The 22,875-nt window shown below is 72.1% G+C and carries 18 protein-coding genes; 5 read left to right on the top strand and 13 right to left on the bottom strand.

Annotated features, from left to right (window positions below; genetic code table 11):
* From ACWCPI_RS14105 to ACWCPI_RS14075, 7 genes are all read right to left on the bottom strand, one after another.
* Positions 1–1,896, bottom strand: coding sequence for an ATP-binding protein (locus ACWCPI_RS14105; RefSeq protein ID WP_451038358.1), 1,896 nt, complete (start codon positions 1,894–1,896; stop codon positions 1–3).
* Between the two features lie 5 nt (positions 1,897–1,901).
* Positions 1,902–3,500 carry an acyl-CoA carboxylase subunit beta gene (locus ACWCPI_RS14100; RefSeq protein ID WP_451038357.1) on the bottom strand — a complete coding sequence of 533 codons (1,599 nt, stop codon included), beginning with the start codon at positions 3,498–3,500 and terminating at the stop codon, positions 1,902–1,904.
* Positions 3,497–5,122 (bottom strand): acyclic terpene utilization AtuA family protein, encoded by a 1,626-nt coding sequence (locus tag ACWCPI_RS14095; protein WP_451038526.1) that lies wholly within the window; start codon positions 5,120–5,122, stop codon positions 3,497–3,499. Before ACWCPI_RS14095 ends, ACWCPI_RS14100 begins: the two co-directional genes overlap by 4 nt.
* A gap of 65 nt (positions 5,123–5,187) precedes the next feature.
* Entirely contained in the window at positions 5,188–5,982 is a 795-nt protein-coding gene (locus ACWCPI_RS14090; RefSeq protein ID WP_451038356.1) for a TIGR03084 family metal-binding protein, read from the bottom strand.
* Between the two features lie 529 nt (positions 5,983–6,511).
* Complete coding sequence (locus tag ACWCPI_RS14085) at positions 6,512–7,468, bottom strand: EamA family transporter (RefSeq protein WP_451038355.1); 957 nt, start codon at positions 7,466–7,468, stop codon at positions 6,512–6,514.
* 126 nt (positions 7,469–7,594) lie between these two features.
* Positions 7,595–8,719: a lipid II:glycine glycyltransferase FemX gene (locus ACWCPI_RS14080; protein ID WP_451038354.1), complete on the bottom strand. Its 1,125-nt coding sequence runs from the start codon at positions 8,717–8,719 to the stop codon at positions 7,595–7,597.
* Positions 8,720–9,234: 515 nt separating this feature from the next.
* Complete coding sequence (locus ACWCPI_RS14075; RefSeq protein WP_451038353.1) at positions 9,235–12,111, bottom strand: FAD-binding and (Fe-S)-binding domain-containing protein; 2,877 nt, start codon at positions 12,109–12,111, stop codon at positions 9,235–9,237.
* 94 nt (positions 12,112–12,205) lie between these two features.
* Here ACWCPI_RS14075 and serC point away from each other — a divergent pair, with 94 nt between their 5' ends.
* The gene (serC, locus tag ACWCPI_RS14070; protein WP_451038352.1) at positions 12,206–13,324 is read left to right on the top strand and encodes a phosphoserine transaminase; all 1,119 of its coding nucleotides are present in this window, start codon (positions 12,206–12,208) and stop codon (positions 13,322–13,324) included.
* Between the two features lie 94 nt (positions 13,325–13,418).
* On the opposite strand, the gene ACWCPI_RS14065 is transcribed toward serC, so the two are convergent.
* From ACWCPI_RS14065 to ACWCPI_RS14050, 4 genes are all read right to left on the bottom strand, one after another.
* Positions 13,419–13,748: a DUF6191 domain-containing protein gene (locus ACWCPI_RS14065; RefSeq protein ID WP_451038351.1), complete on the bottom strand. Its 330-nt coding sequence runs from the start codon at positions 13,746–13,748 to the stop codon at positions 13,419–13,421.
* A 229-nt stretch (positions 13,749–13,977) separates the two neighbouring features.
* The gene (locus ACWCPI_RS14060; RefSeq protein ID WP_451038350.1) at positions 13,978–15,486 is read right to left on the bottom strand and encodes a cellulase family glycosylhydrolase; all 1,509 of its coding nucleotides are present in this window, start codon (positions 15,484–15,486) and stop codon (positions 13,978–13,980) included.
* Between the two features lie 130 nt (positions 15,487–15,616).
* Entirely contained in the window at positions 15,617–16,444 is an 828-nt protein-coding gene (locus ACWCPI_RS14055) for an ABC transporter permease (RefSeq protein ID WP_451038349.1), read from the bottom strand.
* Entirely contained in the window at positions 16,441–17,415 is a 975-nt protein-coding gene (locus tag ACWCPI_RS14050; protein WP_451038348.1) for an ATP-binding cassette domain-containing protein, read from the bottom strand. The genes ACWCPI_RS14055 and ACWCPI_RS14050 overlap by 4 nt, the downstream gene beginning before the upstream one ends.
* A gap of 87 nt (positions 17,416–17,502) precedes the next feature.
* Here ACWCPI_RS14050 and ACWCPI_RS14045 point away from each other — a divergent pair, with 87 nt between their 5' ends.
* Positions 17,503–18,288 carry a TetR/AcrR family transcriptional regulator gene (locus ACWCPI_RS14045; RefSeq protein ID WP_451038347.1) on the top strand — a complete coding sequence of 262 codons (786 nt, stop codon included), beginning with the start codon at positions 17,503–17,505 and terminating at the stop codon, positions 18,286–18,288.
* 364 nt (positions 18,289–18,652) lie between these two features.
* Here ACWCPI_RS14045 and ACWCPI_RS14040 read toward each other — a convergent pair whose 3' ends face one another.
* Positions 18,653–19,624, bottom strand: coding sequence for a WD40 repeat domain-containing protein (locus tag ACWCPI_RS14040; RefSeq protein ID WP_451038346.1), 972 nt, complete (start codon positions 19,622–19,624; stop codon positions 18,653–18,655).
* A gap of 128 nt (positions 19,625–19,752) precedes the next feature.
* Here ACWCPI_RS14040 and ACWCPI_RS14035 point away from each other — a divergent pair, with 128 nt between their 5' ends.
* Both ACWCPI_RS14035 and ACWCPI_RS14030 read left to right on the top strand, forming a co-directional pair.
* A complete protein-coding gene (locus ACWCPI_RS14035) occupies positions 19,753–20,433 on the top strand; it encodes an SGNH/GDSL hydrolase family protein (protein WP_451038345.1) in 681 nt (226 codons plus the stop codon).
* 91 nt (positions 20,434–20,524) lie between these two features.
* On the top strand, positions 20,525–21,517 hold the full coding sequence (locus ACWCPI_RS14030) for an aldo/keto reductase (RefSeq protein ID WP_388807487.1): 993 nt from the start codon (positions 20,525–20,527) through the stop codon (positions 21,515–21,517).
* A 123-nt stretch (positions 21,518–21,640) separates the two neighbouring features.
* Here ACWCPI_RS14030 and thpR read toward each other — a convergent pair whose 3' ends face one another.
* Positions 21,641–22,213 (bottom strand): RNA 2',3'-cyclic phosphodiesterase, encoded by a 573-nt coding sequence (gene thpR, locus ACWCPI_RS14025; protein ID WP_451038344.1) that lies wholly within the window; start codon positions 22,211–22,213, stop codon positions 21,641–21,643.
* Between the two features lie 25 nt (positions 22,214–22,238).
* On the opposite strand from thpR, the gene ACWCPI_RS14020 reads away from it, so the two are divergent.
* Positions 22,239–22,763 (top strand): GNAT family N-acetyltransferase, encoded by a 525-nt coding sequence (locus ACWCPI_RS14020; protein ID WP_451038343.1) that lies wholly within the window; start codon positions 22,239–22,241, stop codon positions 22,761–22,763.
* Positions 22,764–22,875: the final 112 nt, after the last annotated feature.

Genomic DNA, 22,875 nt, shown 5'->3' with positions numbered 1-22,875 from the left:
TCAGGCCGACTGCACCACCGCCAGCAGCGAGCCGGCTGTCACCTGTTGACCAGGCGTGGCGTGAAGGGCGCTCAGCGTCCCTGTGACCGGCGCTGTGACCTTGTGTTCCATCTTCATCGCCTCCAGCCACAGCAGGGGTTCACCGGCCTGCACGGGCGCCCCTACGGTCAGCCCCTCGGCGACGCGTACGACCGTCCCCGGCATCGGCGCGAGCAGCGAACCCGGCGCGAGCTGAGCCGTCGGGTCGGGGAAGCGGGGCAGGGCGGTCAGCACGGTGGTGTTCACGTGGATCCGGTCGCCGTACCTCGCCACCTCGAAGTTCCTCCGCACGCCGGCCGCTTCGAGGACGACCAGCGCGGCATCGGCATGGACGACCCGCACCCCCTCCGCCTCCAGGCCCGTGCGACCGTGGCGGTAGCGGACGTCGACCTCCTCGCCCGCCAGCACGTAGCGCTTGACCTGCGGCTGGGACGGCACGTTGCGCCAGCCGCCGAAGCGGGAGCGGCCGTGGGCGTCGGCGAGGGCGGCGGCAAGGGCGACCAGAGGCGGTCGCGCAGCGACTCCGTCGGGGGCGGTGGCGGGAGACGGGTGGGCGTACGGGTCGTGGGCGGGCCGGGTCAGGGCGGCGAGGTGGCGGTCGTAGAAGCCGGTGTCCATCCGGGCGGACGTGAACTCCTCGTGGCGCAGGGAGCGGACGAGCAGGTCCCGGTTGGTGACCGGGCCGTGGAGCGTGGCCCGTTCCAGGGCGCCCGCGAGCTTGCGGACGGCCGCCGCGCGCGTGGGGGCGTGGGAGACGAGCTTGGCGAGCATCGGGTCGTAGTGGACGCCGATGTCGTCGCCGTCGCTGAAGCCGGTGTCCAGGCGGACGCCCTCGGGTACGGCGAAGCGGTGCAGGGTGCCGGTCTGCGGGGCCCAGTCGTGGGCCGGGTCCTCGGCGTAGAGGCGGGCTTCCACGGCATGGCCACGCGCGCGTGGCGGGGTGTCGGCGAGGGCGTGGCCTTCGGCGACGCGCAGCTGTTCGGCGACCAGGTCGATACCGAAGACCGCTTCCGTCACCGGGTGTTCGACCTGGAGGCGGGTGTTCATCTCCAGGAAGTGGGCCCTGCCTTCGGCCACCAGGAACTCGACGGTGCCGGCTCCCACGTAGTCGACGGCACGGGCGGCGCGTACGGCCAGGGCGTGCAGTTCGTCCGTGAGCGCCTCGTCGAGCCCGGGTGCCGGGGCCTCCTCGATCACCTTCTGGTGGCGGCGCTGCAAGGAGCAGTCCCGGGTGCCGAGGGCCCAGACCGTGCCGTGGGTGTCGGCGAGGATCTGCACCTCGACATGGCGGCCGTTCTCGACGTACGGCTCGACGAAGACCTCGCCGTCGCCGAAGGCGCTCGCGGCCTCGGAGCGGGCGCTCTCCAGGGCGGCGTCGAGGTCCTCCAGGCGGCGCACGACCCGCATCCCGCGCCCTCCGCCGCCCGCGGCCGCCTTGACGAGGACGGGGAGGTCGGCCTCGGTGACCTCGCCCAGGGGCGCCAGCCCCATCAGCTGCTTGGCCCGCGTCTTGGAGGCCATGGCCTCGATCGCCTCCGGGGGCGGACCGACCCACACGAGCCCCGCGTCGAGGACGGCGCGGGCGAAGCCGGCGTTCTCGGACAGGAAGCCGTATCCGGGGTGCACGGCGTCGGCGCCGGCCGTCAGGGCCGCCTTCACGATCAGACCGGCGTCCAGGTACGTGTCGGACGGTGCCGTTCCCGGCAGCCGTACGGCCGCGTCGGCCACGCGCGCGTGGAGGGCGTTCGCGTCGGCGTCCGAGTACACGGCGACCGTCCGGACACCCATCTCACGGCAGGTACGGAAGATGCGGCAGGTGATCTCGCCCCGGTTGGCGACGAGCAGAGTTCCGATCATTTGCCTCACATCCGGAAGACGCCGAAGCCGCCGCGCGCGCCCTCGTAGGGCGCGGTGTGGACGGCGGACAGGCACAGGCCGAGGACGGTACGGGTGTCGCGCGGGTCGATGACGCCGTCGTCGTACAGCCGCCCGGACAGGAACATGGGCAGCGACTCGGACTCGATCTGCTGCTCGACCATGGCGCGCAGCGCGGCGTCCGCCTCGTCGTCGTAGGGCTGTCCCTTGGCGGCCGCCGACTGGCGGGCGACGATCGACAGCACCCCGGCGAGCTGCTGGGGCCCCATGACGGCCGACTTGGCGCTGGGCCAGGCGAACAGGAAACGAGGGTCGTAGGCGCGGCCGCACATACCGTAGTGCCCGGCGCCGTAGGAGGCGCCCATGAGGACCGAGAGATGGGGTACGCGGCTGTTGCTGACCGCGTTGATCATCATCGCGCCGTGCTTGATGATGCCGCCCTGCTCGTACCGGCTGCCCACCATGTAGCCGGTGGTGTTGTGCAGGAACAGCAGCGGGATGTCGCGCTGGTTGGCGAGCTGGATGAACTGGGCGGCCTTCTGGGACTCCTCGCTGAACAGGACCCCTTGGGCGTTGGCCAGCACGCCGACCGGATAGCCGTGCAGGGCCGCCCAGCCCGTGGTCAGGCTCGTGCCGTACATCGGCTTGAACTCGTCGAAGTCGGAGGCGTCGACGATCCGGGCGATCACCTCGCGCGGGTCGAAGGGGGTCTTGAGGTCGCCGGGGACGATCCCGAGGAGTTCCTCGGCGTCGTACCTGGGCGGCTCGGCGGGGGCCGGATCCGCGTACGCCTTGCGGTGGTTGAGGCGGGCGACCACCCGTCGTGCCTGGCGGAGCGCGTCCTGCTCGTCGACGGCGAAGTAGTCGGCGAGGCCCGACACGCGCGCGTGCATCTCGGCGCCGCCCAGCGACTCGTCGTCGCTCTCCTCGCCGGTGGCCATCTTCACCAGGGGCGGGCCCCCGAGGAACACCTTGGCGCGTTCCCTGACCATGATCACGTGGTCGGACATGCCGGGGACGTACGCGCCGCCTGCCGTCGAGTTGCCGAAGACGACCGCGACGGTGGGGATCCCGGCCGCCGACAGCCGGGTCAGGTCCCGGAACACGGCACCCCCGGGGATGAAGATCTCCTTCTGGGAGGGCAGGTCGGCGCCGCCCGACTCGACGAGGTTGACGACGGGCAGCCGGTTGGCGAGCGCGATGTCGTTGGCCCGCAGGGCCTTCTTCAGCGACCACGGATTGCTCGCCCCGCCGCGCACGGTGGGGTCGTTGGCGGTGACGAGGCATTCGACGCCCTCGACGACCCCGATGCCGGTGACGAGGGACGCGCCGACCGTGTAGTCGCTGCCCCAGGCGGCCAGCGGGGACAGCTCCAGGAAGGGTGTGTCGGGGTCGAGGAGCAGCTCGATGCGCTCACGGGCGAGGAGTTTGCCGCGCCCGCGATGCCGTCCGACGTACTTCTCGCCGCCGCCCGCGAGGGCCTTGGCGTGCTCGGCGTCAAGGTCGGCGAGCTTGGCGAGCATGGCCTCGCGGTGGGCCGTGTATGCGGAGCTCGTGGTGTCCAGGGCGGAGGCGAGGACGGTCACAGCAGGGTCTCCGGGATGTCGAGGTGGCGGCTGCGCAGCCATTCGCCGAGGGCCTTGGCCTGCGGGTCGAAGCGGTGCTGGGCGGCGACGCCCTCGCCGAGGACGCCCTCGACGACGAAGTTGAGGGCGCGCAGGTTCGGCAGGAGGTGCCGGGTCACCTTCAGCTCCCGGCTCTCCGGGATCAGCCGCCGGAACACGGCGGCCGTGAGCTGGTGCGCGAGCCACCGCCAGGCGTCGTCCGTGCGGGCCCAGACCCCGACATTGGCGTTGCCGCCCTTGTCGCCGCTGCGGGCACCGGCGACGAGGCCGAGGGGGGCGCGCCTGGTAGGCCCGTGGGGCAGCGGCCTCGGCAACGATGGCTGCGGGACGTCGTCGAGTACGGCGGTGTCGTGGGCCGGCGGCACGGGGATTCGGCGTCCGTCATGGAGGACGGCCACATGGTCGACGGCACCATGGGGGACGTACACATCCTCGAAGACCCCATAGGGCGCGCCCTTTCCGGGTGGCGCGAGTACATGGAAGCCCGGGTAGCTGGCCAGCGCCAGCTCCACGGCGGCTCCGCTCAGGGTCCGGCCGACGGCCTCCTGGTCCGTGTCGCGCACCACGAGCCGCAGCAGCGCGCTCGCCGTCTCCTCGCTGGGAGCGTCGGGCCGGTCGGTGCGTACGAGGTCCCAGCGGACCTCGGCGGGCGGCGACTTGGCGAGCGCGTCCGTCATCTGCCGGCGCACCAGGGCGGCCTTGGCCTCGATGTCGAGGCCGGTGAGCACGAAGGTGACCTCGTTGCGGAAGCCGCCGAGCCGGTTGACGCCGACCTTGAGGGCCGGGGGCGGTGCCTCTCCCCGTACGCCCTGGACGCGGACCCGGTCGGGGCCGTCCGGGGTGAGCCGTACGGTGTCGAGGCGGGCGGTGACGTCGGGGCCGGCGTACCGGGCGCCCGCCGTCTCGTACAGCAGCTGGGCCGTGACCGTGCCGACGTCGACGAAGCCGCCGGTGCCGGGGTGCTTGGTGATGACGCAGGTGCCGTCCTCGTGGAGCTCGGCGAGAGGGAAGCCGGGGCGCCCGAGGTCGCGGCCGTTCTCGTGGAAGAAGGCGTAGTTCCCGCCGGTCGCCTGGGCCCCGCACTCCAGCACATGCCCGGCGACGACGGCGCCCGCGAGCCGGTCGTACTCCTGCGGACCCCATCCGAAGTGCGCGGCGGCGGGCCCGGTGACCAGGGCCGCATCCGTCACCCGTCCGGTGACCACGACGTCGGCGCCCTCGCGCAGGCAGGCGGCGATCCCGAAACCGCCGAGGTAGGCGTGGGCGGCGAGGCTGCCCGGGTGCGCGGCGGTGAGGTCGTCGCCCTCGACGTGGGCGACCCGGGCGGGCACGCCGAGGCGGCCGGCCAAGTCCCGTACGGCCTGCGCCAGTCCGGCGGGGTTGAGGCCGCCCGCGTTGGCGACGATCCTGACGCCCCGCTCCCGGGCGAGCCCGAGGCACTCCTCCAGCTGCCGCAGGAAGGTACGGGCGTACCCCGCGCGGGGGTCCTTCAGCCGGTCCCGGCCCAGGATCAGCATGGTCAGCTCGGCCAGGTAGTCGCCGGTGAGGACGTCCAGTTCACCGTCGGTGAGCATCTCGCGCATGGCGTCGAACCGGTCGCCGTAGAAACCGGAGGCGTTGCCTATCCGCAGCGGACGGGGAGCGGTCGTCACCGCGCGGCCCCCTTCGGAGCGCGGCCCGCGCCGGGCGGGCCCGCGAAGACCTGGGCGATGTCGAACCAGCGGTCGGCGTCGGGGCCCTCGGCGCGCAGGGCGAGGTCCAAGCGGTGGGCGCGCTGGGTGACCAGCAGGCAGAAGTCGAGCGCCGGCCCGGTGACGCGCTGCGGGGCGTCCTCGGGCCCGTACACCCACAACTCCCCCGAGGGCGAGACGAGTTCGACACGGAACGCGTCGGGCGGCACCGGGAGCCCGTGCACGGTGAAGGCGAAGTCGCGGGTCCGCACGCCGATCCACACCACATGCCTCAGCCGGTCGGTGGGTGTGCGCACCACACCCAGCGCGTCGGCGACGTCCAGACCGTGGGCCCAGGTCTCCATGAGTCGAGCGGTGGCCATGGAGGCTGCGGACATGGGTGGGCCGTACCAGGGGATCTTCGCGCCGGGGGGCGTCTGCCGCAACGCCGTGTCCAGCGCGGCCCGCCCTTCCCGCCACCGGGCCAGCAGTTCGGCGGACGGCAGCGCGGCCCCTTCCCGCGCCCCCTCGTCGACGAAGGAGCCCGGCGCCACCAGCGCCTTCTCCACCAGCGCGTGGAACGCCTCCACGTCGGTCGCCGCCAGCAGTGCCGAATGGTCCGTCCAGGCCAGGTGCGCGATCTGGTGGGCGACGCTCCAGCCGGGCGCCGGGGTGGCGAGCGTCCACTGCTCGGAGGTCAAGCCGGCCACGAGCCGTTCGAGTTCCTCGCTCTCCTCGCGCAGGTCGTCGAACACGGGCGTCGGATCGGACACGGTGCGCTCCCCTCGGGCACGGCGGTGTGCGGGGTGGTGCGGTGGGGTGGTGCGGCGTGGTGAGGAGCATGGCAGCGCGAATGAAAACAAGCAAGCATGCTTGCATTAATTTCCGTCCCGTACGGCTGCTGGCGCCACGCCACCCTTCTGGAGGCTTCGCCGCCCTTCGGCTCGGGCCCACGCCGGGGTATCGGGGACGCGTTCGGGGTCGCCTGGGCATCGGGGACGGGCGCGCGCCGGGGTATCGGGGTCGCCGGGACATGGGGGACGCGTTCGGGGTCGCCGGGGCAGAGGCCGCGCTCGCGGTGGCCGCTTCGGCAGTGGCGGGTCCGGGCGGCGCCCGGCGACGGGGGCGGGCCGTGGGGGCGGGGGGGGACGGCCACGCGGCCGCAGGGGGTGCGCTTGGGCGGGCCCGGCACAGCCCGTCCCCGACAGTCCGCCCCGCAGCACCCGGGCGCCCCGAGTGAGCGGGGGCCCCGTCACCCCTTCGACCGGGCGTCGCACGCACCTCGTCGGCGGGGTCCGACCCTCAGCTCTTGCCGGGCCTCGCGGTCCTCGCCTTCCGCCGCCCCACCTGTGTGCGCACCGCGCCCATGCTCGCCGCGATGACCAGGGCGACCGCCAGGGCCTGCACGGCGGAGAGGGCCTGGTCGAGGATGAGGAAGCCGGCTGTCGCCGCGATGGCCGGCTCCAGGCTCATCAGGATGGCGAAGGTGGCCGCGGGGAGGCGGCGCAGGGCGAGGAGTTCGAGGGTGTAGGGCAGAACGGAGGAGAGGATCGCCACGGCCGCGCCCAGCCCCAGGGTGACCGGGTCGACGAGCCTCATGCCTGATTCGGCGATTCCCAGGGGCAGGAACAGCACGGCTCCCACGGCCATCGCGAGGGCCAGCCCGTCGGCCTGGGGAAAGCGTCGGCCCGTGCGGGCGCTGAACACGATGTAGGCCGCCCACATGGCGCCGGCCGCCAGGGCGAAGACGACACCCAGGGGGTCGAGGCTGCCGAAGCCCCCGCCGAGGAGGAAGACACCGGCCAGGGCGAGTCCGGCCCAGACCAGGTTGATCGCGCGTCGGGAGCTGAGGACCGACAGGGCGAGCGGGCCGAGGACCTCCAGGGTGACCGCGGGGCCGAGCGGGATACGGGCGACCGACTGGTAGAACAAGCCGTTCATCGCGGCCATCGTGATACCGAAGACGATCACTGTTCCCCAGTCGGTGCGGGAGTGGCCGCGCAGCCGGGGGCGGCAGACCAGCAGCAGGACGACCGCCGCCACCAGCAACCGCAGCGCCACTACGCCGAGCGCCCCGGCCCTCGGCATCAGACTCACCGCCAGGGCGCCTCCGAACTGCACCGAGACACCGCCGGCCAGCACGAGGCCCACCGGACCGAGGGAGTTCCAGCGACCGCGCGGGGCACCGCCCGTCACCCCGGGGGCGACTGCCCGGGCGGCGGACGACGAGGGCACGGCGGCGGCGTCAGGGGTGCTCACGGGCGGTCCAAGGGCTCGGCTTCAGGTGTTCATCATGCTGTACTGCCGAGTCCACAGTAATAGACTTCGACAGGAGTGTGAACCCATTAAGCCACTGTCCCGGCATGTGGACCTCTGACGCCGGGACTACCTCCGGGCCAGGTAAAGACCAAGCGCCTTGTGCAGCAACCGGTTGAGCGGGAAGTCCCACTCCCCCAGGTACTCGACGGCCTCGCCTCCGGCGCCCACCTTGAACCGCAGCAGGCCCAGCAGGTGGTCGGACTCCTCCAGGGTGTCGGTGATGCCCCGGAAGTCGTAGACGGACGCGCCGAGTGCGTGGGCGTCGGTCATCATGCGCCATTGCAGGGCGTTGTTCGGCTGGACCTCCCGCCTGCGGCTGGTGGAGGCGCCGTAGGAGTACCAGACGTGGTCGCCGACCGCCAGCATGGTGGCCGCGGCCAGGACCTCGCCGTCGTGGTGGGCGAGGTACAGCCGCATACGGTCGGGGTGTTCAGTGGTGAGGGCGGTCCACATGCGCTGGAAGTACGGCAGGGGGCGCGGGAGGAAACGGTCGCGCTCGGCGGTCTCGGTGTACAGGGCGTGGAAGACGGGCAGGTCGTCGTAACCGCCCCGCTCGACCTTCACGCCGGCCTTCTCGGCCTTCTTGATGTTGCGACGCCACTGCTGGTTGAGGCCGCGGTGGATGTCGTCCAAAGACCGCCCGGCGAACGGCACCTGGCAGACGAACCGCGGTTGCCCGGCCGCGAAGCCCTCCTCGCCGCCCGGCTCGGCCTGCCGCCAGCCGGCCCGCCGCAGCCGGTCGGCGACGTCCAGGGCGGCCGTCTCGCACACCGTCGGTTCCGCGTCCCGCAGCCGCCGCGCGGCCGGGTCGGCGATGGCCGCCTTCACCGCCTCGGGGCTCCAGCGGCGGACGACGACGGGCGGGCCCATCTTCACCGAGAAGGCGCCCCGCCGCTTGAGGTGGGCGAGCATCGGTTGGAGCCAGCGCTCACCGAGGTCGGGGGCATGCCAGTCGACGATCGGGCCCTCGGGAAGGTAGGCGAGGTACCTCTTCAGCTTCGGAAGCGGCCGGAACAACACCAACCCCGCCCCGACCAGCCGCCCCTCCTCGTCGAACCACCCGAGGCTCTCCGCCCGCCAGTCCGGCTTCACCTCGCCCCAGGAGGGCACCTGCGTATGACTGGCGGAGGGGCGCTGAGCGATGAAGGCGAGGTGCTCGTCGCGGGTGAGGGTCTGGAGACGGAGGGACATGAGCGGGCTCCTGTCGGTGGCTGGGTGGGTCGAGGGGGGTGGAAGGGGGCGAGTGGAACCGCGTACGGAAGTCGGCACGCCGAGGGCGCGGACGATGGACAGGGCCGGCCTCGGCGGCAGAAGGGCCGAACCCGCGGATCACGGCCGGGCCGCGTCCGACCCAGGCAAAGACCCGGAGGGCAGAGGCCGGAGGCAGAGGCCGGAGGCAGTGGGCAGCGGTCGGGGTCGGAGTCGACGGCCGGAGTCGGCGGCGCTGGCGGCCGGAGTCGGCGGCGCTGGCGGTCGGAGTCGGCGGCGTTGGCGGTCGGAGTGGGCGGCCCGAGGCCGGAGGCCGGAGTCGGCGGCCGGCGCTGGCGGCCGGAGGCCATGGGGCGCGCCCCAAGGGCGGTGGGCGGAGGGGCCGGGCTGTCGGGGGCGTGTGGGGCGGATGTGGGGCGTGTGGGGCGGGTGGTCTGCAAGCCTATGCGCGCCCCGGCACGGGCTCACCTCCAGCGGCGCGCGGGCTCACGATCGGCCTACAACCGCTCCGCCAGCACCTCCGCCAGATGCCTCCCCCGTACCCCGGCCAGCTGCTCAAGCTGTGTCCGGCAGGAGAACCCGTCCGCCAGCACCACGGCACCCGCCCCGGCCCCTCGCACCGCCGGCAGCAACTGCTCCTCAGCGCACGCCACCGACACCGCGTAGTGCCCCTTCTCGAATCCGAAGTTGCCCGCCAGGCCGCAACAGCCGCCGCTCAGTTCCCCGGTGATTCCCGCCGCCTCGCGCAACCGGCGTTCGGCGTCCTCGCCCAGCACCGCGTGCTGGTGGCAGTGCGTCTGCCCGGCCGCCGGCCGGTCCACGCAGGGCGGCGTCCAGTCGGGGGCCAGCCGCTCCAGCGTCTGTGCGAAGGTCAGGACGCGGTCGGCCAGGCGCCGGGCCCGCGGATCGTCGTGCAGCAGTTCCGGCAGGTCCGTGCGGAGGGCCGCCGCGCAGCTCGGCTCCAGGACGACGACCGGCGCGGGCGTCTCCAGCACCGGCTCCATCAGGTCGAGCGTGCGCCGCAGCACCGCCCGCGCACGGTCGAGCTGCCCCGTCGAGACGTACGTCAGCCCGCAGCAGACCCGCCCCCGGCCCCGCAGCAGTGCCCCGGGGTCCAGCGCCACCGTCACCCCGTCGCCTCCCGGCGGCCTCGCCATCGGCACCGTGGGCGGCAGGGCCACCCGCAGTCCGGCCGCCTCCAGCACCCGTACGGCCGCCTCTCCCACGGACGGCGAGAGGTGCTCGGTGAAGGTGTCCGGCCACAGGACGACCAGCTCACCGCCCTCGTTCCCGTCGGCGACCGCGGCCGAGCGCCGCCGCCGCTCCCACCACCGGCTGAACGTCCGTGTCGCCAGCCGCGGTAGCTCCCGTTCCGGCGCGATCCCGCCGAGCCGTTTCGCCGCCCACGCTAGCGGCCGTACCGCGGTCAGGGCGTTGACCAGCGCCGCCGTACGCGTACGGGACACCAGTCGAAGCCACTGCGGGAGGCGTCCCATGCTGTGGTGCGCGGCCGGGCGGCGCCGCCCCGCGTAGTGGTGGTGCAGGAACTCCGCCTTGTACGTGGCCATGTCGACCCCGACCGGACAGTCCGTACGGCACCCCTTGCACGACAGGCACAGATCCAGCGCGTCCCGCACCTGCGCCGACCGCCACCCGTCGGTCACCAGTTCCCCGGCGAGCATCTCGTGCAGCAGCCGGGCCCGCCCGCGCGTGGAGTGCTCCTCCTCGCCGGTCACGCGGAAGGACGGGCACATGACGGACGGGCCCGGCACCGACGTGGTACGGCACTTGGCGACCCCGACACACCGCCGTACGGCCGCCGAGAAGTCGCCGCCGTCGGCCGGGTAACCGAAGGCCACGTCCACCGGCCGGCGGGGCAGGACGGCGAAGCGGAGGTTCGCGTCGAGCGGGGCCGGGCGCACCAGCATCCCCGGATTGAGCAGGTCGTCCGGGTCCCACACCCCCTTCGCCCGCTCGAAGAGGGCGACCATGTCGTCGCCGTACATCTTCGGCAGCAGCTCGGCACGCGCCTGCCCGTCGCCGTGCTCCCCGGACAGCGATCCCCCGTGGGCGACCACGACCTCGGCGAGCTCCTCCGAGAAGCGCCGGAAGCGGCCGATCCCCGCCTCGGTCAGCAGGTCGAAGTCGATACGGACGTGGATGCAGCCGTCCCCGAAGTGCCCGTACGGCGTCCCGCGCAACCCGTGCGCGGCCAGCAGCCCGCGGAAGTCCCGCAGATAGGCCCCGAGCCGCCGGGGCGGCACCGCGCAGTCCTCCCAGCCCGGCCATGCCTCGCTCCCGTCGGGCATCCGGGTCGCCGTACCGCTGGCGTCCTCCCGGATCCGCCACAGGGCCCGCTGCCCGGCCGTGTCGGTCACGATTAGCGCGTCCACGACGTCGGCGGCCCGCACGATCGTCTCCGCACGCGCGCGTGCATGGGCCGCCGTGTCCCCGCCCGTCTCCACGAACAGCCAGGCCCCGCCCCTCGGCAGCGCGGCCGAGGCCGCCGCCGGCACGAGGTCCTGTGCCATGCCCTCCACGGTCAGCGGCCGGTACGGCAGCAGCCCGGCAGCGGCCTGAGCCGCCGCGCTCTCGTCGGCGTACGCCAGCACGGCGAGCGCACGCGCGCGTGGTGCCGCCACCAGCCGGACGACCGCCTCGGTGAGGATCCCGAGCGTGCCCTCGCTGCCGCAGAAGGAACGCGCGACGTCGGCGCCCTTCTCGGGCAGCAGCGCGTCGAGCGCGTACCCGGAGATACGCCGGGGCAGCTCCGGGAACCCGGTGCGCAGTCGGGCCAGCTCCCCCTCGACGAGCCCTCGCAGCCCCCGCGGCGCACCGGCCCACCCCTGCCCCAGCCGCAGCCGCTCCCCCCGCGCGGTGATCACCTCCAGCTCCCGCACGCTGTCCGCGGTGGTCCCCCAGGCCACCGAGTGCGAGCCGCACGAGTTGTTGCCGATCATCCCGCCGAGCGTGCAGCGGCTGTGGGTGGAGGGGTCCGGCCCGAACCGCAGCCCGTGCGGGGCGGCGGCCTCCTGGAGGCGGTCGAGTACGGCACCGGGCTGGACGACGGCGGTGCCGGCCTCCGGGTCCAGGGACAGGATCCGGTTCATGTGCCGGGTGAAGTCCAGCACGACGCCGGTGCCGGTGGCCTGCCCCGCGATCGAGGTGCCGCCACCGCGCGCCACCACCGGCACCATGTGCTCCCGGCACACCTCCAGCACGGCCGCGACGTCGGCGGCGTCATGTGGCGCGACCACACCCAGGGGGACACGCCGGTAGTTGGACGCGTCCATGGTCGTCAGCGCCCGGGAGGTGGCATCGAATCCGACCTCGCCTCGGACGGCCCTGCGCAGCTCCGCCTCAAGTTCCGACATACGTCCACTCAATCAGCTCACGACCAGGACGACGCCGTCTCACCCGACGGACGAGGTTTCACCGAAGTTTCTCGAAACGGCTAACCTCCCTGTCGTGGCTGAGATCCAGATTCCCGCTGACATCAAGCCCGCCGACGGACGTTTCGGCGCGGGCCCCTCCAAGGTGCGGACGGAAGCGCTGGACGCGCTGGCCGCGACCGGAGCCTCCCTCCTCGGTACCTCCCACCGCCAGGCCCCCGTCAAGAACCTGGTCGGCCAGGTGCGCGAGGGCATCCGCGAGCTGTTCCAGCTGCCCGACGGCTACGAGGTGATCCTCGGCAACGGCGGCTCGACGGCCTTCTGGGACATCGCGACGCACGGCCTGATCGAGAACAGGTCGCAGCACCTCACCTTCGGTGAGTTCAGCTCCAAGTTCGCCAAGGCCGCCAAGCTCGCCCCGTGGCTCGCCGAGCCGGGCGTCATCTCCTCCGACCCCGGCACCCACCCCGAGCCGGTCGCCGAGTCCGGCGTCGACGTCTACGCCTTCACGCACAACGAGACCTCCACCGGCGTCGCCATGCCGATCAAGCGCGTGGCCGGTGCCGACGAGGGCGCCCTGGTCCTGGTGGACGCCACGTCCGGCGCGGGCGGCCTGCCGGTCGACGTCGCCGAGACGGACGTCTACTACTTCGCCCCGCAGAAGTCCTTCGCCTCCGACGGCGGCCTGTGGATCGGCGTATTCTCCCCGGCGGCGATCGAGCGCGCCGAGCGCATCCACGCGTCCGGCCGCCACATCCCGGAGTTCTTCAGCCTTCCCACGGCGATCGACAACTCCCGCAAGAACCAGACGTACAACACCCCGGCCCTCGCCACCCTCTTCCTGCTCAACCAGCAGCTGGAGTGGATCAACGGCCAGGGCGGCCTCGACTGGGCGGTCCGCCGCACGGCCACCTCCGCCCGCACGCTGTACGGCTGGGCCGAGGACATCAAGTACGCCAACCCGTTCGTCACCGACCCGGCCAAGCGCTCCCAGGTCATCGGCACGATCGACTTCACTGACGAGATCGACGCCGCCGCCGTCGCCAAGGCCCTGCGCGCCAACGGCATCGTCGACACCGAGCCCTACCGCAAGCTCGGCCGCAACCAGCTCCGCGTCGCGATGTTCCCGGCGATCGACCCGGCGGACGTCGAGGCGCTGACCAAGTGCATCGACTACGTGATCGAGAAGCTCTGATCACCGGCACTCGGTACGACGGCGAAGGGCGCCCGGCGAACACCGGGCGCCCTTCGCCGTACGGCGGTGTACCACGATCAGCCCCGCAGTCCCGTCAGACTCGATGAGCGCGGCGTTCGCCCTCGGGCGGAACGATGAACGCCGTGCCCTCGGTCAGGTCGACCCTGGAGCGGGGCGGAGCGCCGTCGCTCTCGTCGTCCCGCAGCAGCAGTTCCACCCTCCGCTGCTCCAGCTCCACCGTCTTGTTTCCGTTGACGACCGCCGTGAACTCGTCGAAGGCGATGCTCGACAGCGACCGCCCCGTGCGTCTGCGCACCCACGGGATCAAGCCCAGCCCCGTGAACCATCGCCACGTGCTCTCCACGAGTGCGGACAAGGCCAGCACGGCCGCGAACGCCGGGAACGACATGAGCAGAGCGGTCATGGACAGCCCCCAGGCGTGGTCGGCGCAGTGGACGGTCGGGAGACGGCGAAGGGAGCGATTGCCACAGGGCTCACTGTTGTGGACCCGCAGCGCGCGTGGATCATGCGCCGGCATGATCCGCCTCCCCCGTGTGGGGGAGGCCCCGGCCTGGGTGCCGTCGGTGCAGCCTGCCCAGGCCGGGTGCCCCGCAGGGAACGAGGTCGGCGCGCGCCCTCGTTCCGCACCTTTCTCACGTAGCCGTGCAGCTCACACTCGGTACACCCCCGCCCCCGGGCGCGCCCGCGAAGCCGAAGCCGGCCGAACCTCCCGTCGGTACGACGCCGTTGTGCGCGGCGTTCACGGCCGTCACGCTGTTGGCGGTCTGCGTGTACGAGGCGTTCCACATGCTCGTGACCTTCTGTGACCCGCTCCAGTTCCAGGTCACCTTCCAGGACTTGAGCGGCGTCGATCCGGTGTTGCTGACCCTGACCTCGGCGTTGAAGCCCCCGCCCCAGTCGCTGCTGACGGAGTAGGCGGCGCTGCATGCAGGTGCGCCGCCGCCGGGGTCCGGGTCGGGGCCTTCCCCGCCCCCGCCGGGCGGGAATCCCGGTGCCTTGATGCTCGCCAGGTACCCGTCCTTCACGGTGTCCACGGTCTGCCAGTCGTCCTTCAGGATTCCGCCCGTGTCACCGGAGTTGGGGTTCCAGGACCAGAAGGTCCAGTGGAACGAGTCCGCTCCGTCCGCCGACGTCGAGCGCAGGTACTTCACCAGTTCGGCCAGCCACTTCTGGTCCACCGCGGACTGCAGGGTCGTGCCGAACTCGCCGAGCCAGACCGGGGCGATGTTCTGCTTGAAGACGTAGCCCCAGTACTTGTCCCAGATGCCCGGGAGGTTGGCGGGGAAGGACGGGTCGCTGAACCACGGCTGCTGGGCGACCGACGTGGCGTAGTCGTGGGCCGAGTACACCAGCCGGTTCGGGACGTCCAGCTGGACCGGGTGCTGGGCCACGCCCATCAGGTTGCCGCCCCACCAGCCGTTCGTGCCGTTGTGCGACTGCACGCCCTCGACCATGATCAGCAACTCGGGGTTGACCGACAGCACCGCGTTGCCCGCGCGCTGGGCGGCCAGACGCCAGTCCCGTGCCGTGTCGCCGCAGCCCCAGCAGGCGGGGTCGTGGGGCTCGTTGTGCAGGTCGATGCCGATGACGGTGGAGTCGCCCTTGTAACGGGCGGCCAGGGACCTGAGGTTGGCGATCCACGTCGACTCGGGGACCGAGGAGGTGTACCAGAGCGCCGACTGGCCGGCCGCGTCCGGACGGTGCCGGTCGAGGACGATCTTGAGGCCGGACCGGCCGGCGTACGCCACGATCCTGTCCAGGACCTGAAGCGACGTCAGTCCGCGCAGGTCGGTGTTCTTGCCGTCGTGGTTGACGCTGTCGGGCATGGTGCCGGGCTTGAGGATGTCGTCGCTGTAGGGCATCCGGATGGTGTTGAAGCCCCGCGACTTCATCTGGTCGATCATGCTCTTGTAGTCGCGGGCCCACAGGCCGTGGACGACATGGTTGGCGGTCTCGAAGCCGAACCAGTTGATCCCGGCCATACGGACCGGCTGTCCGGCCGCGTCCAGGATCTGGCGGCCGCTGGTGTGCCAGTAGCCGGCGCCGGGCTCCGCCGCGTGGGCGGTCTGCGCACCGGCCCCCAGCGGTAGCAGCAGCGCCGCCGCGGCAGCGCACAGCGCTCTTCGCAAGCTGCGGAACATGTCCCTTGTTCCTCTCAGGGTGGCGCGGCCCCGGAACTGATGGGAGCGCTCCCATACACCGCGCACCTCCCAGGAAACTGACACGCCATGGGCACGTCAAGGAGGTGCGCGTGCATTCACCTGAGTCGGTTCACCGGCTCAGCCTCTGGAAGCGGCGTACCGCGAGCGGCAGGAAGACCGCCGTGACGACGACCGGCCACACCCCGGCCATCAGCAGCGCGTGCTGCTCGACCCAGGAGTCCCCGGCCACGGCCCCGCCAGGCACCCCGAACAGTTCCCGGGTTGCCGCCGCCGTGGAGGAGATCGGGTTCCAGGCCGCGACCCAGCCCAGCCAGTCCGGCATCAGCTGCGGCGCGACGAAGATGCTGGAGATCATCGTGAGCGGGAAGGCGACGGCGAACAGGCCGCCCGCGGCCTCCGGGTTGGGCACCAGCAGGCCCAGCCACACCCCGATCCAGATCAGCGAGAACCGCAGCCACAGCAGCAGCCCGAAGGCGCCGAGGAAGCCGAGACCGCCGTCCGGACGCCAGCCCATGGCGAGGGCCGTCAGCATCATGATCGCCAACTCCGCGCAGGCGCCCAGCAGATCGGTGATCCCCCGCCCGGCGACCACCGCGGACGAGGCCATCGGCATGGAGCGGAACCGGTCGATGACGCCCTTGGTGGAGTCGTGGACGACCAGGGTGGCGGTGTTGATGAAGCCGAACGCCATGGTCATCACGAACATGCCCGGCATCAGGAAGTCCGTGTAGTTCCCGCCGCCGGGGACCTTCATCGCGCTGCCGAAGACATAGCCGTAGAGCAGGACGGACAGGATCGGGAAGCCCAGCTGCCAGGCGATGTTGACCGGTTGGCGCTGGTAGTGGGTGATGCCGCGGCGGACGATGTTCCAGACGTCGGCCAGGGCCCAGTACAGGCGGCCGCGCTCGGCCGGGACGGTGAGGTCTACGGCGGTCATGCGACGGCCTCCTTCTCGGTCTTCTCGGTGCGGTGGCCGGTCAGCCGCAGGAACACGTCGTCCAGGCTCGGCCTGCGCAGCCCGATGTCCTCGACCGGGACACCCTCGTCCTGGAGCGTGCGCGCCACCTCGGTCAGCGCGGACACCCGGTCGGTGACCGGCGCGTGCACCCGCGACTCCGCCTCGTCCGCCTCGGGTTCGCCGTCCGAGACGCGGGCGACGACCTTCACCACGCGTGCGATGTCGGCCCGCTCGGCGACCACGACCTCGATACGGTCCCCGCCGACGAGGTTCTTCAGCCCGTCGGGGGTGTCGTCGGCGATGGCCCGGCCCTGGTCGATGACGGTGATGTGCGAGGCCAGCTTGTCGGCCTCCTCCAGGTACTGCGTGGTCAGCAGGACGGTGGTGCCGCCCGCCACCAGCGCCCGCACCGACTCCCAGACCTCGCCGCGGCTGCGCGGGTCGAGCCCCGTCGTCGGCTCGTCGAGGAAGAGGACGGCCGGGGCGAGGATCATCGAGGCGGCGAGGTCGAGGCGGCGCCGCATGCCGCCGCTGTACTGGCCGACGCCCTTGTCGGCGGCGTCCGTCAGGTCGAACTGCTCCAGCAGCTCGGTGGCGCGCAGCCTGGCCCGCTTGCCGCCCAGGTGGAACAGGCGGCCGAACATCTCCAGGTTCTGGCGTCCGGTGAGCACCTCGTCCACGGCCGCGTACTGCCCGGTCAGGCCGATCCGTGCGCGGACCTCGCGCGGCTGCCGGGCCACGTCGAGTCCGGCCACGCTCGCCCGGCCGCCGTCCAGCTTGATCAACGTCGACAGGATGCGTACGGCTGTCGTCTTGCCCGCGCCGTTCGGGCCGAGCAGGCCGTGCACCGTGCCCGCGCGGACCGTGAGATCGAAGCCGGCCAGGGCCCGCTTGTCGCCGTAGCGCTTCTCCAACCCCTCGGCCCGGACCGCGAATCCGTCGTCCCCCATGGGTCCCCCTTCCGTTAATTGAGTACAGCGTACCCGATTACGCGTACACCGTACTCAATTTTTTTCCGAGGACTTAAGCTGAACCGCATGACGAGCGGCAAGAGCGGCAGCGGCGGTACGGAGACCAGCGGAAGCGGCGACATCGGGCGCACGCTGGAGCTGCTCTGGGACACGGGCAGACGCCCGAGCCGCGGCCCCAAGCCGGCGCTCACGCTGGACCAGATCGTGGAAGCGGCCGTCCGGGTCGCGGACTCCGAGGGCCTGGAGTCGTTGTCCATGCGCCGGGTCGCCACCGAACTGGGCACCGGCACGATGTCGCTGTACCGATACGTCCCCGGCAAGGCCGAACTGCTCGACCTGATGCTGGACCGCGTCCAGCGCCCCTCCGAGAACCCGGCCGACCTCGGCGACGGCGGCTGGCGCGCGGCGCTGGAGGCCCTGGGCCGGTCGACCCTCGCCCTCTACCGGCGCCACCCCTGGCTGCTCCAGGTCAACCAGTCCCGCCCGATCCTGGGCCCGAGCGCACTCGACGGCATGGAGAAGGTGCTCGCCCGGATCAAGCCCATGGGTCTGACCGACCCCGAGCTGATCTCGGCGATCATCATGATCGACGGCTACGTCGTCGGGGCCGCGCGCACCCAGCTGTACCACCTGGAGGCGGAGCGCCGGACGGGTCTGACGGACGCGGAGTTCTGGCAGGCCCAGACCCCGATGCTGGAGAAGGTCCTGGCGTCCGGCCGCTACCCCCTCATGGCCTCGCTGGACGAGAACACCTGGAGCACCGACTTCGACCACTTCGAGTTCGGGCTGCAGCGCATCCTGGACGGGCTGGAGTCCTTCGTCGCCCGGCGCACGCAAGGGGCCGGCGGCTGACTCCGCGGCGCGGACGGCCGACTCCAGGCGGCCGGCTCCATGCCCTGCCGGACGGCGAACTCTGCGCCGTCCGGGACGAACCGGCCGCGGCAGCCGTACCCCGTGTACCTGCCCTGGGGCTGGAGTCGTAGCAGCGCTCCACCTGGTACGTCCCCGCAGTGCCGTAAAGCCCCGCGGACAGCGCGAGGTCTGCGGTCGCGGTGACACACCAGAAGGCCCTCGCGAAGGCGAGGACGGCACCGCAGGCCCACCCGAGTACGCGCCTCATCCGCTCACCGAGGGGTGCCGGGTGCGGTACTCCAGGGGCCGCGGCATCGAATGCCAGCGCCCACCCGTCTCCCCGCCGGACCCGCGCGTGCTCCCCTCATCCCCTCCGCAACAGTCGTCGGAGCCCGAAGAAGAGGACGCAGCCGACCACCACCGCCACGGCACCGATCTTGAGGTCACCGCTCGAACCGAGGCCGTCGCCGTCCCCGGAGGCCGAGCTTCCGTTGCCCGCGGAGGCGCCGGAGGATCCGGCGTCCCCGGGGGCGTCGTTGGCGACCACGGCGCTGCCGGCGCCCTCGCTGCCGAGCATGAGCTTGCTGCCGTCGCGGGAGTAGCTGACGGACTCGCCCTGCCCCAGGGGCACACTGATACGTTCCAGCCGCTTGGGCTTGCCGCCGTTCCAGTCGTACGCGATGCCGCCGAAGTAGCCGCGTACGGCGAGTGTCCTGCCGTCCGGCGAGAAGGCGGCGTCGGTGGCCCACAGGTCGATGGGGGCGACCGGCTCGAAGACGTTCGTGCCGGAGGGGGAGAGCTCGGCCGGTGCCGCGTACAGGTGCCCGCCGTCCTCCTGCTTGTCGATGATGTAGACCCGCCCGGTCTTCGGATGCACGACGAGCGACTCGGCGTCACGGGGCCCGTCGGAGTACTTCACCACGTACTGGGTGGCGCGGATCGTCCGGTCCTTGAGGGTCTTGGGCTCGGGGAGCCGGTACACCCACACATAGGGCCACTCCACACCGTCGTTGTCGCCGATGTCACCGACGTAGAGCTGGTTGTCCGGCCCCACGGAGACGGCCTCCACGTCACGCGGGGTGCCCACGCCGGTCATCGTGATCGTCGCGACCGTCTCGCCGGTGCCGCTGTCGACGGCGTAGAGGTAGGCGCCCTCGTCCTGGTCGTTGTGGGTCCAGTAGATGCCCGGGTGCTGACGCGAGGCGGCGAGGCCGCTGGACTCGGTGATCCGCGGGTCCTTGATCGTGAAGTCCTCGTCGCCGTCGGCGGCGGAAGCGGGCAGGGTGAGCGCACCGGTGAGCAGGACCCCGGCGAGTATGGCGAGCGGTCGGCGCATGCCCCAAGCCTGCCATCCGGCCCGGTCGTTCGGAGGCGGGGCGGCCAAGGGAGTGATCGTCCGGGGCGTGTCAGGGTTCACACCCCACCGGCCACTACCGCCGGGTAGCGATCGTCCATCATGAGCGGATGCTCAGGTTCATGCCCGTCGGCGACTCCATGACCATCGGCAGCGCCGGCGAACACACGTGGCGCTACCGCATGTGGCAGCACCTGCGTGAGACGTACGGCGGCCCGTTCGCCCTCGTCGGCCCGCGCGAGACGCTGTACGACAAGGCGACGGACGCGCCGACGTCGTACGAGTACGCCGACCCCGACCCGGCCTTCCCCCGCGCCCATCTGGCCGGCTGGGGTGAAGGCTGGCTGCACATGGCGCCGCTGATCGGCGAGGCCGTGCGCGGGTGCCGGGCGGACGTGCTGCTGGTGTCGCTCGGCCTGATCGACCTGGGCTTCTACACGAACGCGGAGCAGACGGCGCAGAACGTACGGGAGTTCGTGGCCGAGGCGCGCTCGGCGAACCCGCGGATCCGGATGGTCGTGCTGCCGGTGATCCCGAACGTCCGCGCCGAGGCGGACGCCCCCTTCGCCGCCGAGGTCGCCCGCTTCAACGAACTTTTGGCCAAGACCCTCGCCGACCTGGACGAGCCACGCTCCCCGCTCCTGCTGGCCACCCCGCCCGCCTCGTACGACATCCACCTCGACACCTACGACGGCACGCACCCGAACGCCGCCGGCGAACACCGGATCGCGGAGGCCTTCGCGGAGGCGATGTACCAGGCGTGGGACCTGGGCGAGCCGTACGGCGCCTGACGCTCGACGGCTCGGACGAGCGCGTCGCGGCCTGCTCTCCGTGTCCTCAATGCTTGCCTAGAGCGCACTCCACGTCACTAGCGTGCACACCATGAAGTACACGCAGCTCGGACGCACGGGACTCAAGGTCAGCCGACTGGTCCTCGGCACCATGAACTTCGGACCGCAGACCGACGAGGCCGACAGCCACGCGATCATGGACGCGGCGCTGGACGCCGGCATCAACTTCTTCGACACGGCCAACGTGTATGGGTGGGGCGAGAACAAGGGCCGCACCGAAAGCATCATCGGGAACTGGTTCGCCAAGGGCGGTGAGCGGCGCGACAAGGTCGTCGTCGCCACCAAGGTGTACGGCAACATGGGCGCGGACGGCGCGGCCTGGCCGAACCACGACAAGCTGTCGGCGGTGAACATCCGGCGCGCGGTGGACGCCTCGCTCAAGCGGCTGCAGACCGACTACATCGACGTGTACCAGTTCCACCACATCGACCGGGACACCCCGTTCGAGGAGATCTGGCAGGCCATCGACGTCCTCGTCCAGCAGGGCAAGATCCTCTACGCCGGGTCCAGCAACTTCCCCGGCTACAAGATCGCCCAGGCCAACGAGATCGCCGCCCGCCGCGGCGGCACCATCGGCCTGGTGAGCGAGCAGTGCCTGTACAACCTCTACGAGCGCCGTGCCGAGATGGAGGTCATCCCGGCCGCGCAGGACTACGGGCTCGGCGTCATCCCCTGGTCGCCGCTGCACGGTGGGCTGCTCGGCGGGGTGATCAAGAAGGCGGCCGAGGGCGGGCGCCGGGCCAGTGGCCGGGCCGCCGACTCCCTCGCCGACCCGGCCGTACGCGGGAAGATCCAGGCGTACGAGGACCTGCTCGACAAGCACGGTCTGGAGCCCGGCGAGGTGGCCCTGGCCTGGCTGCTCACCCGCCCGGGCGTGACCGGACCGATCGTCGGCCCGCGCACGGCCGGGCAACTGGAGTCCGCGCTGCGGGCGTCCGAGCTGGAGCTGAGCGAGGAACTGCTGGCCGGGCTGGAGGAGGTCTTCCCGGGTCCGGGGCCTTCACCGGAGGCGTTCGCCTGGTGACACCGACGGCCGCGGTCCCCGGCACTACCTGCCGAGGGCCGCGGCCAGCGCCACCACGAGGAACATCAGGACGAGCACACCGGCCATGATCCGGTTACGGGTTTTCGGGTCCACGACAGGAGCCTAACCGGCCCCGCCGAGCGGCCGACGGGCGACCGCCTCGTAGCGGGGCTCCTCCCCCGCGACCCCGGACTTCGGCAGCCGGCTGCGCACCAGCACCAGCTCCTGCACGGTCCAGCTACGGCTCGTGAAGGTGTCAAGGGCCGCGACATACGGCCGTACGTCCACCGCCGAGCGGCTCCTGGCCACCGTGAGGTGGGCCTTGTACCGCCGGTGCTCCCCCATCGGCACACCGGCCTTGCGCGCCGCCGCCTCACTGCGGTCCGCCAGCAGCCGCAGGGTCGCCAGGTCCCCGTCCGCTCCCGCCCACAGCGCCCGCCCGTGCCCGAACTGACCGCCGCCGCGCAGCGCCAGCCGGAAGGGCCGGGTGCGATGCGCGGCCCGCTCCAGACGGGCCGACAGCTCGGGTACGAGGTCCTCGTCGACCTCCCCGTAGAAGGCGAGTGTGAAGTGCCAGCCGGGGCGGCCGGTCCAGCGCAGCCGTTCCGCGCCGGGCAGCTTCTTCAACTCGGCGACTTCGGCGGCCAGTTCGCGGGTCACGTCCTCGGGCGGCAGCACGGCGGCGAAGAGTCTCATGGGTCCAGCCTGGCACCATGGGGCCATGGAGATCACCATCAGGGACGGTGGGCCCGACGACATCCGCGCGATACTCGGCATGCTCGACAGCGGTGTGGAGTGGCTGGTCACGCAGGGCCGTCCGGGGCAGTGGGGGACGAAGCCCCTGTCCGAGAACCCGAAGGTGGTGGAGTCGCTGACCCGGGACATGGACGAGGGCAGCGCCTTCATCGCCGAGGCCGACGGCGTGCCCGCCGGGGCCCTGACCCTCGCCGACGCGCCCGGCGCCTCACTGGCCCACCTCCCGCCCCCCGGTGAACCCGAGCGCTACATCCACTGGCTCACCTCCGACCGCCGCCACAAGGGGCACGGCGTGGGCGGCGCCCTGCTCGCGCACGCCGCCGAGGTGACCCGGCGCGCGGGAATCTCCCTGCTGCGGGTGGACTGCTACGCGGGGGACGACGGCCGGCTCGTCCGCTACTACGAGAGCCACGGCTTCACTCCGACGGTGACGTACACCGGCGGGGCGGACGGCACCTGGCCCGGGCAGGTGCTGGCCCGGCGCGTCTAGGGCCTGATCGTTCGGATCATGCCGTTGGCGCTCGCGCGAGCCGCGGGCGTGACCACGGCCACACGTGACGCGGTCACCGTGCGTATCGTTGTACCGCGCGGCTGTCCGTGAC

Source organism: Streptomyces sp. NPDC001920, assembly GCF_053594495.1.
This window is presented reverse-complemented; position numbering and strand designations above follow the sequence as displayed.

Coding starts and splice junctions, on each gene's coding strand:
- ACWCPI_RS14080 (WP_451038354.1), bottom strand. CDS start 8,719: ATGTCCCTCCGTCTCCAGACCCTCACCCGCGACGAGCACCTCGCCTTC.
- ACWCPI_RS14075 (WP_451038353.1), bottom strand. CDS start 12,111: ATGTCGGAACTTGAGGCGGAGCTGCGCAGGGCCGTCCGAGGCGAGGTC.
- ACWCPI_RS14105 (WP_451038358.1), bottom strand. CDS start 1,896: ATGATCGGAACTCTGCTCGTCGCCAACCGGGGCGAGATCACCTGCCGC.
- ACWCPI_RS14020 (WP_451038343.1), top strand. CDS start 22,239: ATGGAGATCACCATCAGGGACGGTGGGCCCGACGACATCCGCGCGATA.
- ACWCPI_RS14045 (WP_451038347.1), top strand. CDS start 17,503: ATGACGAGCGGCAAGAGCGGCAGCGGCGGTACGGAGACCAGCGGAAGC.
- ACWCPI_RS14040 (WP_451038346.1), bottom strand. CDS start 19,624: ATGCGCCGACCGCTCGCCATACTCGCCGGGGTCCTGCTCACCGGTGCG.
- ACWCPI_RS14095 (WP_451038526.1), bottom strand. CDS start 5,122: ATGCGCGAGATGCTCACCGACGGTGAACTGGACGTCCTCACCGGCGAC.
- ACWCPI_RS14060 (WP_451038350.1), bottom strand. CDS start 15,486: ATGTTCCGCAGCTTGCGAAGAGCGCTGTGCGCTGCCGCGGCGGCGCTG.
- ACWCPI_RS14035 (WP_451038345.1), top strand. CDS start 19,753: ATGCTCAGGTTCATGCCCGTCGGCGACTCCATGACCATCGGCAGCGCC.
- ACWCPI_RS14030 (WP_388807487.1), top strand. CDS start 20,525: ATGAAGTACACGCAGCTCGGACGCACGGGACTCAAGGTCAGCCGACTG.
- ACWCPI_RS14050 (WP_451038348.1), bottom strand. CDS start 17,415: ATGGGGGACGACGGATTCGCGGTCCGGGCCGAGGGGTTGGAGAAGCGC.
- ACWCPI_RS14065 (WP_451038351.1), bottom strand. CDS start 13,748: ATGACCGCTCTGCTCATGTCGTTCCCGGCGTTCGCGGCCGTGCTGGCC.
- thpR (WP_451038344.1), bottom strand. CDS start 22,213: ATGAGACTCTTCGCCGCCGTGCTGCCGCCCGAGGACGTGACCCGCGAA.
- ACWCPI_RS14055 (WP_451038349.1), bottom strand. CDS start 16,444: ATGACCGCCGTAGACCTCACCGTCCCGGCCGAGCGCGGCCGCCTGTAC.